Source organism: Kitasatospora albolonga, from assembly GCF_039535905.1.
In the GTDB taxonomy this organism is placed as follows: domain Bacteria; phylum Actinomycetota; class Actinomycetes; order Streptomycetales; family Streptomycetaceae; genus Kitasatospora; species Kitasatospora albolonga.
In genome coordinates this window covers 1-12,294 of record NZ_BAAAYB010000075.1, presented here as the reverse complement: position 1 = coordinate 12,294, position 12,294 = coordinate 1, and the positions used below count along the sequence as shown (strand labels likewise).

At 74.3% G+C, this 12,294-nt stretch carries 7 protein-coding genes and 5 pseudogenes; 4 read left to right on the top strand and 8 right to left on the bottom strand.

Translation table 11 applies throughout. The features are described 5' to 3' along the window. Positions 1–116 precede the first annotated feature (116 nt). Both ABD946_RS18080 and ABD946_RS18075 read right to left on the bottom strand, forming a co-directional pair. Entirely contained in the window at positions 117–1,439 is a 1,323-nt protein-coding gene (locus tag ABD946_RS18080; RefSeq protein ID WP_345284785.1) for an FAD-dependent oxidoreductase, read from the bottom strand. 352 nt (positions 1,440–1,791) lie between these two features. Further along, on the bottom strand, positions 1,792–2,700 hold the full coding sequence (locus tag ABD946_RS18075) for a TIGR01777 family oxidoreductase (RefSeq protein WP_345284783.1): 909 nt from the start codon (positions 2,698–2,700) through the stop codon (positions 1,792–1,794). Between the two features lie 132 nt (positions 2,701–2,832). Here ABD946_RS18075 and ABD946_RS18070 point away from each other — a divergent pair, with 132 nt between their 5' ends. The 3 genes from ABD946_RS18070 (at position 2,833) to pdxR (ending at position 6,087) form a co-directional block, all read left to right on the top strand. Next, positions 2,833–3,330, top strand: a complete 498-nt coding sequence (locus ABD946_RS18070; protein WP_345284781.1) for a GNAT family N-acetyltransferase — start codon at positions 2,833–2,835, stop codon at positions 3,328–3,330. Positions 3,331–3,404: 74 nt separating this feature from the next. Next, positions 3,405–4,319 carry a DUF2510 domain-containing protein gene (locus ABD946_RS18065; RefSeq protein WP_345284779.1) on the top strand — a complete coding sequence of 305 codons (915 nt, stop codon included), beginning with the start codon at positions 3,405–3,407 and terminating at the stop codon, positions 4,317–4,319. Between the two features lie 172 nt (positions 4,320–4,491). Beyond that, complete coding sequence (pdxR, locus tag ABD946_RS18060; RefSeq protein WP_345284778.1) at positions 4,492–6,087, top strand: MocR-like pyridoxine biosynthesis transcription factor PdxR; 1,596 nt, start codon at positions 4,492–4,494, stop codon at positions 6,085–6,087. Here the strand turns inward: pdxR and ABD946_RS18055 are convergent. Then, complete coding sequence (locus tag ABD946_RS18055; RefSeq protein WP_345284776.1) at positions 6,053–6,364, bottom strand: phosphoribosylanthranilate isomerase; 312 nt, start codon at positions 6,362–6,364, stop codon at positions 6,053–6,055. The two genes, pdxR and ABD946_RS18055, sit on opposite strands and share 35 nt — an antisense overlap. After that, positions 6,355–6,618 carry a hypothetical protein gene (locus ABD946_RS18050; protein ID WP_345284774.1) on the bottom strand — a complete coding sequence of 88 codons (264 nt, stop codon included), beginning with the start codon at positions 6,616–6,618 and terminating at the stop codon, positions 6,355–6,357. The genes ABD946_RS18055 and ABD946_RS18050 overlap by 10 nt, the downstream gene beginning before the upstream one ends. Positions 6,619–6,785: 167 nt before the next feature. Here ABD946_RS18050 and ABD946_RS18045 point away from each other — a divergent pair. Further along, positions 6,786–7,628: pseudogene (locus tag ABD946_RS18045) on the top strand (DMT family transporter); the annotation flags it as partial. An 83-nt stretch (positions 7,629–7,711) separates the two neighbouring features. Here the strand turns inward: ABD946_RS18045 and ABD946_RS18040 are convergent. The 4 pseudogenes from ABD946_RS18040 to ABD946_RS18025 all read right to left on the bottom strand — a co-directional run. Continuing rightward, positions 7,712–8,228 (bottom strand): annotated as a pseudogene (locus tag ABD946_RS18040) (DUF4240 domain-containing protein). A gap of 156 nt (positions 8,229–8,384) precedes the next feature. Beyond that, positions 8,385–10,098 (bottom strand): annotated as a pseudogene (gene sucB, locus ABD946_RS18035) (2-oxoglutarate dehydrogenase, E2 component, dihydrolipoamide succinyltransferase). A 63-nt stretch (positions 10,099–10,161) separates the two neighbouring features. Next, positions 10,162–11,554 (bottom strand): annotated as a pseudogene (gene lpdA / locus ABD946_RS18030) (dihydrolipoyl dehydrogenase). A gap of 379 nt (positions 11,555–11,933) precedes the next feature. After that, positions 11,934–12,294, bottom strand: a pseudogene (locus ABD946_RS18025) (leucyl aminopeptidase); the annotation flags it as partial.

The window sequence follows — 12,294 nt, the reverse complement described above, 5'->3', positions numbered from 1 at the left end:
GCGCGGGTCGGAAGGCGGCCCACCGGCAACTGAACCGCCGTCAGCCAGTCGCACGTGCTGCTGTTCCACCCCGCGCCGTTCCCCGCGCCCCCGGCATCGCCACCGTCGGCGGTGCGTCAGGCGGCCTCCGCCGCGCGGGCCGTGGCCGGGAGGCCGAGGTCGCGCAGGACGGCGTGGGCGGCGCGGCGGGCGGAGACCAGGGCGCCCTGGAGGGTGCTGGTGTCGCGGTGGTCGCCGCAGACGTAGAGGCCCGCCAGGACCCGGACGGGCCGTCGGAGGTTGTGCGGCGGCGGCATCGCCGGTACCGCGTCCGGAAGGTGCCGCACCGTCAGGAACTCCCACCGCGAGGCCTCCGCCCCGTACAGCTCGGCGAGGCGCCGCCGCAGGACCGGCTCGTACCCGGCCGCCCCGCCGTGGTCGAAGTGCCGGGCGCCGAGCACGGTGGTGGCGATCAGCGCCCGCCCGGCCGGGGCGTACCCCTCGGAGACGTCGCTGAGCACCAGCGAGTGCGAGAGCACCGCCCGTCCGCCCGTCCGGTCCCCGTCGAGCAGCAGGACCGGTTCGCCCAGCGGGGAGTGGTCGGCCACGTGGTAGTAGGTGGTGACGGGGTGGAAGGCGGGCAGCCGCAGCCCCGGGAGGAGGTCGGCGGCGGAGCGGGCGTCGGTGGCGAGCACCACCGCGCGGGCGGCGATCCGGCCGTGGGCGGCCGTTTCGACGCCGTCGGCGGAGACCGAGGTGGCCCGGACGCCGAGCCGCAGCGTCCCGGCGGGCAGGCCCTCGGCGAGCTGTTCGGGGACGGCGGCCAGTCCGGCCGCCGGGAGACAGAGGCGGCCGCGGGCGTAGGAGCGCAGCACCAGGTCGGCGACCCGGCTGCTGGTGCCGAGTTCGGGGTCGCTGAGCAGGGCGCCGAGCAGGGGCCGCAGCAGGCCGTCCACCGTGCGCGGGGAGTGGCCGCGGTCGGCGAGGGCGCGGGCGGTGGTGGTCTCCGGGCGGGCCAGCAGCCGGGCGGCCGGGGTGGCGGCGAGCCGGCCGAGGGCGGAGGTGAGCCGGGCCCGGTCCAGCGGACTGCCGAACGGGCCGCGCACGCTCGCCGTCCTGGTGGCGCCCTGCGGGTCCCCGAACCGGTGCCGTCGGCCGCCGCTGTGCACCAGGACGCCGGGCGCGAGCGGTCGCAGCTCCAGCCGGTCCAGGTCGAGCCGCCGCCCGGGCTCCGGGAAGTCGGTGTTGAGCAGTTGGCCGCCGTGGTCGAGCCGGAAGCCGTCCAGCTCGTGGGCGGCCAGCCGGCCGCCGAGCCGTTCGGTGGCCTCCAGGACCTGGACGGCGAGGCCGTGGCCCGTCAGCGTGCGGGCGGTGGCCAGTCCGGCGAGTCCGGCGCCGACCACGATCACGTCCGGGTCGGTCCGGCGACGGGTGCGGCGGTTGAAGTCGTGTGCGGGCACGGGTGTGCTCCCTCCCTGGTCCCGGGGCTGCGGCCGGGCAGGCCGCAGGGTGCCGGGACACGGTCCGGGGAGGTGATGCCCCGTCAGTCGACGGATCAGGCCGCGACTTCGGTTCGAATCCCGAGGAGTGGGGACAGGAGGTGGGGCACGGTCACGGAGCGTGCGCCTGAAGGGCGCATCGGACGGATTCGTGGGCGCGTTCCGTCACCGGGGGCGCGCAATGCGCTGCGGCAGTGCTGCCGTGCGCCCCCTGCGACCACCCTCCCGTGACCTGCCCGCGCCACCTCGGAACGACCCGGAACCACCACGACCGGAGCCCCGCCCGCCGCAAGCACAAGCCCCCTGCGGGGTACTAGGCGACCGCCGCCCGGACCACCGCCTCCGCCGTCGGCTGCCGGAACCGGAAGCCCGCCTCCAGGAGCCGTTCGGGGACGACCCGGTGACTGCCCGTCACCTCGACCGCCATCTCGCCCAGTGCGGCCTTGAGCGCGAACTGCGGCACCGGGAAGGGCGTCGGCCGCCCCAGCGCCCGGCCGAGCAGTTCGGTCATCGCCCCGTTGGTCACCGGCTCCGGGCCGGTCAGGTTGAAGGAGCCGGAGAGCCCGGGCGTGTCGACTAGGTACCGCAACGCGGCCACCTCGTCCTCCAGCGAGATCAGGCTCCAGTACTGGTGCCCGTCGCCCAGCCGGCCGCCGAGGCCGAGCTTGAACAGCGGCAGCAGCCGCCCGCCCGCGCCGCCGCCCGGGGCCAGCACCAGCCCCGTCCGGGCGTGGGCGACCCGGATCCCGGCCGCCTCGGCCGGGGCGGTGGCCGCCTCCCACTCGACGCAGATCCGGGCCAGGAAGTCGTCGCCGGCCGGGGCCCGTTCGTCGATGACCTGCTCGCCGGTCTGCCCGTAGTAGCCGACCGCCGAGCCGCTGACCAGCACCCGGGGCGGCTCCTTCAGCTCGGCCAGCGCGGCCGCCAGGGTCTCGGTGCCGAGCACCCGGCTGTCCCGGATCTCGCGCTTGTACGCCTCGGTCCACCGCCGGTCGCCGACGCCCGCCCCGGCCAGGTGCACCACCGCCTCGACACCGGCCAGCCCGGCCCGGTCGATCTCCAGCCGGGTCGGGTTCCAGCCGACGCCCACCGTCCCGTCCGGCTGCACGCCGGTCCGGGACCGCTGCCGCACCAGCCGCACCACTTCGTGGCCGTCCCTCAGAAGCGAGCGGACGAGCGCCGAACCGATCAGTCCCGTGGATCCAGTCACCGCGATACGCATGGCCCCATCCTGGCAGGTCGCCCCGGACGCTCCGCACCGGCACGGCCGTGGCCGCAGCTCCGGCCGCACCGCCCAGGGTGAGCCGGGGGAATTCCCGGCCGGGCGGGCACCCCCGTCGTTACGATGACGACCATGGGAGCCGACGACCTGTTGATACGCACCGCCAGGGACGAGGACGAGGAGGTGATCGCCCGGATCGACCGCGAGGCCTGGTCCTGGCTGAGCGACGTCGTCCCGCGGCCGGAGGAGAACGCCGAGATCTTCGACGACCGCCGCCTGCCCGAGCAGTTCCTGGTCGCCGAACTCGACGGCGAGGTGGTCGGCCACATCCGCCAGGCCCCGCCCACCCCGCTGGTCAGCAACCGGCACGTGCGGCAGATCCAGGGCCTCGCGGTCTCGCCCGACGCCCGCGGGCGCGGCGTCGGCCAGGCCCTGGTCGAGGCGGCCTGCGCGGTGGCCAAGGCCGACGGCATCCGCAAGATGACCCTGCGCGTGCTGGGTCACAACGCCCCCGCCCGCCGCCTGTACGAGCGCTGCGGCTTCGTCGTGGACGGCGTGCTGCCGGATGAGTTCTGGATCGACGGCCGCTACGTGGACGACATCTGGATGGGCCGCCCGCTCGCCTCCTGAGCGGCCGCCCGCCGCGCACTGACGCTTCGTCAACTGCCCTGACAGCTCGAACGGCTGAGCGCTACCGTACCGGGATGAGCTACTCGACGCCGCCCGGCTGGTACCCCGTGCTCGAACCGGGGCCGGACGGCCTGCCCCGCGAGCGCTGGTGGGACGGCGCCGCCTGGACCGACGAGTACCGCCCGCCCGGCCAGGGCGGCGCCGCGGCACCGCAGGACGCGCTCCCGGACCGCCCGGCTCCGCCCGGTCGGCGCCGCACGGTGCTGGTGACCGCCGGTCTGGTGGTGCTGGCCCTGGCGGCGGGCACCGCCTTCTGGCTCGGCCGGGACGGCGGCGACGGGAAGCAGGCCCAACTCCCGCCCCCGAGCGCCACGGTGAGCACCTCCGCCACCCCCTCGCCCTCGTCCTCGCCCACCCCGAGCCCGACGCCGACGGAGACGTCCGCGCCCATCCCCTCCCCGGTGGTGCCGAGCAGCACGCCGCTGCAGTCCTTCGGCTCGCTCCCGGACACCACCCACGGCTGGCGGGTGCCGCTCCCGGCCGGCTGGAAGAACAACCGGCCCGACGGTGACTCCGTGCTGCTCAACTTCACCACCCGGCCCTACGACTGCTCGATCGGCGACGGCTCCTGCGCGCGCGGCGTCTTCGAGGTGATCGCCGACGCGTTCAGCGGCTCCAGTGCCCAGGCCGTGGCCGAGGAGCGGATGGAGGAGTACGCCCCGCTGATGTTCGGCAAGCTCAGCTCCCGCCGCCGCCTCGCCTCCGGCCCGGTCACCGTGGCCGGTGTCCCCGGCTACGCCGAACGCTGGCAGGTCGACCCGGCCACGGGCGTCAACGGCCAGGCCGTGGTGGTCGCGGTCCCCTCCGCGGGCGGCGGCTACGCCGTCCTGGTCGGCTCGGTCGACGAGCACCCGGACGCCCCACCCGCCGAGCTCCTCGACCAACTCATCGCCGCCATTCGCCCGTTGTCCACCCAGGGCGGCACCTGACCGCCGCTCGGCTGCCTGCCTGCCCGCTGCTTCGCCGCCCGCCGCCGTTCTGTCGCCTGCCTGCCCGCTTGTTGCTTCGCTGCCCCACTCGCTGCCCCGCCGCATCGTCGTCGGGACCCTGGCACGGCCGCTGTGACAGACTGGCCGCCCGGGAGCGAGGGGGAGGGTGGTCGTGGCCTGGCACCTGTCGGTCGAGGTCGACCGCAGCTCGGCCACCTCGCTGGCCGGGCAGCTCCAGGACGCACTGCGTCACCGGATCACCGACGGCGTCCTGCGCCCCGGCACCCGCCTGCCCTCCACCCGACGGCTCGCCGATGATCTCGGCGTCTCCCGCAGCGTCGCCGTCGAGGCGTACGAACAGCTCGCCGCCGAGGGGTGGTTGACCGGTCGGCACGGCTCCGGCACCTGCGTCTCCGAGCGGGCCGGCGGCACCGACTCCACCGCCCCGCCGCCCGCCGTCGCCCTCCGCGAGCCCGAACCGGCCGCCCCCGTCCGCTGGGACCTGCGCACCGGCCGTGCCGACCCCGGCAACTTCCCCCGCCAGGAGTGGCTCGCCAGCTACCGCACCGTCCTGGCCGCCGCCGGGCGGGAGGAGTTGGACTACCCGCCGGTCGCCGGACACCCGTCGCTGCGCCGGGCCCTCGCGGACTACCTCGGCCGGGTCCGCGGCGTCCGCACCGAGGCCGGTTCGGTGATGGTGACGGCCGGCTTCGCCCAGGGGCTCTCGCTGCTCTGCGAGGCGCTGCCCCGGCTCGGCATCCGCACCCTCGCGGTGGAGGACCCGGGGCACCGGAGCCAGCGCCGCTTCATCGAGGAGTGCGGGATGCGGGTGGTCCCCGTCCGGGTGGACCACGAGGGCATCGACGTAGGGGAGTTGGCCGCCAGCGGTGCCCGCGCCGTGCTCGTCACGCCCGCGCACCAGTACCCGACCGGCGTGGTGCTCTCATCCGCCCGGCGGCAGGCCCTGGTCCGCTGGGCCCGGGAGAGCGACGGCCTGGTGGTCGAGGACGACTACGACGGCGAGTTCTGGTTCGACCGCGAGGTCCGTCCGGCCGCCCTCCAGGAGCTCGCGCCCGAGCACGTGGTCTACGCGGGCACCGCCAGCAAGGCGCTGGTGCCCGGGCTGCGGATCGGCTGGCTCGCCGTCCCGCCGCCGCTCACGGCCGCGCTCGACCGGGTCCGCTCCCGGCGCGACCTCGGCACCGACGGCCTCACCCAGTGCGCCTTCGCCGAACTGATCACCAGCGGGCTGCTCGACCGCCACCTCCGCCGGGTCCGGGCCCGCTACCGCCGCCGCCGCGAGGCCTTCACCCGGGCCGCCGCCGAGCTCCTCCCCGAGGCCACCCTGCTCGGTGTCTCCGCCGGGCTCCACGGCTACCTCCAACTCCCGCCCACCACCGACGAGTCGGCCCTCACCTCGGCAGCGCTCACCCGCTCCGTCCTGGTCCACGGCGGCGCCCCACCACCAGGTCACCCCGGGCCCCCGTCCCCCCGCCCTGGTGATCGGCTACGCCCACCTTCCGCTCGCCGGCATCACCGACGCCCTGACCGCGCTCCGCGACGCCCTCGCCGAGCAGCATCGGGTGGTCACTCCGGGGGCGCGAGGAACTGCGCGCAGGGGCACGGCACCACGTGCAACTGGCTCACGTGCCCCGATCTAGCACTGGGCCGCCTTCCGGACTCGCGCAGTTCCTCGCGCCCCTGGGGCCGCTGCCCTGCCGAGCGTCAGTCCGTCAGTCCGCCTTCGCCGCCCGGACGAACTCGGTGATCAGCGCCGGGTCCTTCACCCCGCGCCGCACCTCCACCCCGCTCGACACGTCCACCCCCCACGGCCGGGCCGCCGCGATCGCCTCCCGCACGTTCCCCGGCGTCAGCCCGCCCGCCAGCAGCCACGTCCCGCCCGGCGGCTTCGCCCCCAACTCGGCCCAGTCCCACGCCTCCCCGGAGCCGGGCACCGGCGAGTCCAGCAGCAGCAGGTCCTCACCGAAGTCCCCGCAGGACGCCCCCGCCGCAGCCGCCGCCGAGGTCGCCCGGATCAGCGGCAACCCCGAGGTCGGCCAACTCCGCGAAGGCGGCGGGCGGATGGTTCCCGTGCAGCTGCGCCGCCCCGACCCCCGGAGGCCCGCACCATCTCCCGCACGTACGCGGCCGGCTCCTCCCGGAACACCGCCACCGACAGCACCCCCTCGGGCACTCCGGCCAGCAACTCCCGCACCAGCTCCGGCGTCACCCGCCGCGGGCTCTCGGTCAGCACGAACCCGACCGCGTCGGCCCCGGCCTCGACGGGCGGCCGCGACATCCGGCGCGGTGCTCAGACCGCAGATCTTGACGAACACGTCCCCCGCTCACTCCCACTCGACGGCCCTGCCAGCCTAGTGCCGTTCCCGGACGGCACCCCAAGTGGTCCGGTGCCCCCACCTCGAAGTGGTCGGGCGCACCGGACCACTCTCCCGCAGGCTGCTGCCCATGACCCCGGACTCCCGTACCCTGCGCGGCAGCCTCGCCGCCGCCACCGCGATGACCGCCGTCGGCAGCTCCGCCGCCGTCAGCCCGCTGCTCGCCGCCTACCCCCTCCTCGCCGGCCAGGGTTGGCGCTACCTGGCCGCCGGACTGATCCTCCTGCTCCCCGGCCGTCGCCTCCCACCGCCACCCCGCCTGACCACCCGTCAGCGGGGCCGTGTCCTGGCGCTCGCGGCCACCGGCATGGCCGGGTTCAACGTCTGCCTGCTCAACGCCGTCGCCCACGCCGACGCAGCGACCGTCGGAGCCGTGATCGGCGCCACCCCGGTCCTCCTCGCCGTCACCGGACCACTCCTCGACCGTCGCCGCCCCTCCGCCCGGATCGCCGTCAGCAGCCTGCTCACCGTCGCCGGCGTCCTGCTGATCCAGAACCACAGCACCGCCGCCACCCCCACCGGACTCCTCTACACGGCCGGGGCCCTCGCCTGCGAGTGCTGCTTCTCCCTGCTCGCGGTCCCGCTCCTCCCCCGTCCTCGGCCCGCGCCGCCTCTCCGCCCTCGCCTGCCTGACCGCCGCTCCGCTCCTGGCGGCCACCTCCGCCCTCCTCGAAGGAGGCCGCGCCCTCCACACCTCCCGACCCCCACCGAGGCCCTCGCCCTCTCCTACCTCACCCTCGTCGTCACCGCGCTCGCCTTCTTCCTCTGGTACGCGGGCGTCGCCCGCCTGGGCGTCGACCGCGCCGGCCTCTTCGCGGGCCTCGTCCCCCTCGCCGCCGTCCTCCTGGGCGCACTCCTCGGCACTACCCAGCTCACCCCGCCCGTCCTCCTCGGCGCGGCCCTGGTCGGCGCGGCGGTCGCCCTCGGAGTCACGCCCCCGCCGCAACGCCGCCCGGCCGACACCAGCTGGATCCGCCGCGCCCTCCTGAGCGGCCGTCAGTCCCCGAACCGCGCCCAGAGCATCGGGTACCGCTTCGCCATCTCCGTCGCGTCCTCGAAGTCGAAGGAGTCGCCCTCCGGACGCCGCGGCTGCTGCACGCCGAGGTCCGGGAGCGGAAGCCCCGTCAGCTGTTCGTGCGCCTCGTCGGCGGCGTAGCCGACGTCCTCGGCCTCGCCGTCCTCCTCCTCATCGAAGTCCGGGACCAGCTCGGCCAAGGCGTCGGGCTCGTGCAGCGCGCCCTCGAACACCTCCCGCCCCTGCGCGATCAGCCAGCAGCGGAAGTAGTCGAAGCTGTCCTCCGAAGCCCCGTCCAGCAACAGGTACGCCGCCCCCCACAGGTCGTACCGGTACGCCCGCTGGAAACCGCGCCTCGAACAGCCGGGCGAAGTCCACCACGTCATCGGGCGTCAGCTGGGCCAGCCGCTCCACCAGCGCGTCCGCCTGCTCGTCCGGATCGCCCTCGGCCGTGTCCCGGCTCTCGTCGATCAACTGCCAGAAGTCCGTCTCGTACATCACCGCTCCAGCATCCTCGTTCCCCGCATCGGACGCTAAACTCTGCCGTCCGACCGGCGGACGCGGCGGCGGAAACGCCAGGTGCCCCACCGGTCCGAAGACCGGTGGGGCACCTGTGCGTTCAGCGGAGCCGGAGCCCGTGAGGGGCCGTCAGGCTCAGAGGCCGAGCTCGACCTCGAACTCGCCCGCCTCGAGGATCTCCTTGACCGCGACCAGGTAGCGGGCGGCGTCGGCGCCGTCCACCAGGCGGTGGTCGTAGGAGAGCGAGAGGTAGGTCATGTCGCGGACGCCGACGGCGGTCGCGCCGTCGACCTCGATGACGACCGGGCGCTTCACGGTGGCGCCGATGCCGAGGATCGCCGCCTGGTTCGGCGGGACGACCACGGTGTCGAACAGCGCACCGCGCGAGCCGGTGTTGCTGATGGTGAAGGTCGCACCGGACAGCTCGTCCGGGCTGATCTTGCTGCTGCGGACCTTGCCGGCCAGCTCGGCGGTCTTCTTGGAGATGCCGGCGATGTTGAGGTCGCCCGCGCCCTTGATGACCGGGGTCATCAGACCCTTCTCCGAGTCCACCGCGATACCGATGTCCTCGGTGTCGAAGTAGGTGATGGTGCCCTCGGCGTCGTTCAGGCGGGAGTTGACGACCGGGTTGGTCTTCAGCGCCTGGGCCGCGGCCTTCACGAAGAACGGCATCGGGGAGAGCTTGACGCCCTCGCGGGCGAGGAAGGACTCCTTGGCCTTGCCGCGCAGGGTCATGATCTTGGTGACGTCCACCTCGACCACGGTGGTCAGCTGGGCCTGCTCGTGCAGGGCCTTCAGCATGTTGTCGCCGATGACCTTGCGCATGCGGGTCATCTTGACCGTCTGACCGCGCAGCGGGGACGGGGCGGCGGCGGCCTTCGGCGCGGCGGCCGGGGCGGCGGCGACCGGCGCCGGAGCGGCGGCAGCGGCCTTGGCGGCCTCGGCGGCGGCCAGGACGTCCTGCTTGCGGATGCGACCGCCGACACCGGTGCCGGTGACGGAGGAGAGCGCGACGCCCTGCTCGGCCGCGAGCTTGCGGACCAGCGGGGTCACGTACGCGTCCGAGCTGTCGGCGACCGGAGCGACCGGAGCGACCGGGGCGACCGGGGCCGGCGCGGCCACGGGGGCCGGGGCAGCGGCGACCGGGGCCGGAGCGGCGACCGGAGCGGCCGGAGCCACCGGAGCCGGAGCGGCGGCCGGGGCCGGAGCAGCGGCGGCCGGAGCCGCACCCGCCGCACCGATCAGCGCGAGCTGGGCGCCGACCTCGGCGGTCTCGTCCTCGCCGACCAGGATCTTCACCAGGACGCCGGCGACCGGCGACGGGATCTCGGTGTCGACCTTGTCGGTCGAGACCTCGAGCAGCGGCTCGTCGATCTCGACGGTGTCGCCCTCGGCCTTGAGCCAGCGGGTGACGGTGCCCTCGGTGACCGACTCGCCGAGCGCCGGCAGCAGCACCGGGGTGGCGTCGGCGGCCGGGGCGGCAGCGGCCGGAGCGGCGGCGGCCGGAGCCGGCGCGGCGGCGGGGGCCTCGGCCACGGGGGCCGGGGCGGCGGCCGGGGCAGCCGGAGCGGCCTCGGCGACGGGGGCGGCAGCGGCGACCGGGGCGCCGGAGCCGTCGTCGATGATGGCCAGCTCGGCGCCGACCTCGACCGTCTCGTCCTCGGCGACCTTGATGGACGCCAGGATGCCGGAGACGGGCGCGGGGGATCTCGGTGTCGACCTTGTCGGTCGACACCTCGAGCAGCGGCTCGTCGGCCTCGACGCGCTCGCCCTCGGCCTTCAGCCAACGGGTAACGGTGCCTTCGGAAACGCTCTCGCCCAGCGCGGGCAGTGTTACTGAGACCGCCATGGTTTCAGCGACTCCTATCAAGTCTTGCGTACAGGTATGGGGATACTGCCGGGGTGGGCGCGATCAGTCGTGCGCGTGCAGCGGCTTGCCCGCCAGCGCCAGGTGCGCCTCGCCGAGGGCCTCGGACTGCGACGGGTGCGCGTGGATGAGCTGGGCGACCCTCGGCCGGCAGCGCCTCCCAGTTGTAGATGAGCTGGGCTTCGCCGACCTGCTCACCCATGCGGGCGCCGACCATGTGCACACCGACCACGGCGCCGTCCTTGACCTGGACGAGCTTGATCTCGCCGGCGGTCTTCAGGATCTTGCTCTTGCCGTTGCCGGCCAGGTTGTACTTGAGGGTGACGACCTTGTCCTTGCCGTACAGCTCGACGGCCTTGGCCTCGGTCAGACCCACGGAGGCGACCTCCGGGTTGGAGTACGTCACGCGCGCGGGACGCCGTCGTAGTCGATCGGCACGGCCTTCAGGCCGGCCAGGCGCTCGGCGACCAGGATGCCCTCGGCGAAGCCGACGTGGGCCAGCTGCAGGGTCGGGACGAGGTCACCGACGGCCGAGATGGTCGGCACGTTGGTGCGCATGTACTCGTCGACCAGGACGTAGCCGCGGTCCATGGCGACGCCCTGCTCCTCGTAGCCGAGGCCGGCCGAGACCGGGCCGCGGCCGATGGCGACCAGCAGCAGGTCGGCGTCGATGGTCTTGCCGTTCTCGGTGGAGACGCGGACACCGGTCTCGGTGTACTCGACGCCGGAGAAGCGGGCCTTGAGCTCGAACTTGATGCCACGCCTTGCGGAAGGCCCGCTCCAGCAGCTTGGAGGAGTTCTCGTCCTCCAGCGGCGCCAGGTGCGGCAGGGCCTCGACGATGGTGACGTCGACGCCGAACGACTTCCAGACCGAGGCGAACTCGACGCCGATCACGCCACCGCCGAGGATGACGGCGGACTGCGGGATGCGGTCGAGCTTGAGCGCGTGGTCCGAGGAGATCACGCGGTCGCCGTCGATGTTCAGACCGGGGATCGACTTCGGCACCGAGCCGGTGGCCAGCACGATGTGCTTGCCCTGGACCCGCTGGCCGTTGACGTCCACCGAGGTCGGGGAGGACAGCCGGCCCTCGCCCTGGATGAAGGTGACCTTGCGGGAGGCGACCAGACCCTGGAGGCCCTTGTACAGGCCGGCGATGACGTCGTCCTTGTACTTGTGGACGCCGTTGATGTCGATGCCCTGGAAGGTGGCCAGCACGCCGAACTCGGCGGCCTCCTTGGTCTCGTCCGCGATCTCGGCCGCGTGCAGCAGGGCCTTGGTCGGGATGCAGCCGCGGTGCAGGCAGGTGCCGCCCAGCTCACCCTTCTCGATCAGCGCCACGCTCTGGCCGAGCTGCGCGGCACGGAGCGCCGCGGCGTAGCCGCCGCTTCCGCCTCCGAGAATGACTACGTCGAAAACGGTGCTGGCGTCGTTCGCCACGTCACGTCCTCCATGCAAAGGGGTGCGGTTCGCCGGGCCGGTCGCGGTCCGGTGAGCGTGCGCCCTCGTAAGGCGCCCACGTCTTCCGGAGAAACATCTTCGCACTTGTTCGCGGCGGCTGGTGGCCGGGGCCACCGAGGCGGCACCGGCGGACCGCGGCGAGCGGTGCCCGATGTCCCCTGTGTGAGGGTATCTCCGCAGCTCACGGATGGGTAACGGCGGGGGAGAAGGGGGTGCCCGGACCCCTGCCGCCCCAGTTGTTCCGCACTACGGAACAAAGTTTCGCCTATGGCGAACAGACGTTGTCAGAAACGGGCCCGGCGTATTACCAGCAGGTAACTGGCAATGCGCCGGGCCCGTGAGCGCGCTAGCGGAGGATTCAGGCCTTCGCGTTGGCGGTGTCCTCGGCGAAGCGCAGCAGGGTGCGGATGGCCGAACCGGTGCCGCCCTTCGGGGTGTAGCCGTGCGGCGCGCCCTCGTGGAAGGCCGGGCCGGCGATGTCCAGGTGCGCCCAGTCGATGCCCTCGGCGACGAACTCCTTCAGGAACAGACCGGCCACCAGGCCGCCGCCCATCCGCTCGCCCATGTTCGCCAGGTCGGCCACGGTGCTCTCGGTCATGCCCTTGCGCAGCTCGACCGGCAGCGGCATCGGCCAGGACTGCTCGCCGGCCGCCTCGGCGGTGGCGTGCAGGCGGTCGCGCAGCTCGTCGCTGTTGGACATCACACCGAAGATGCGGGTG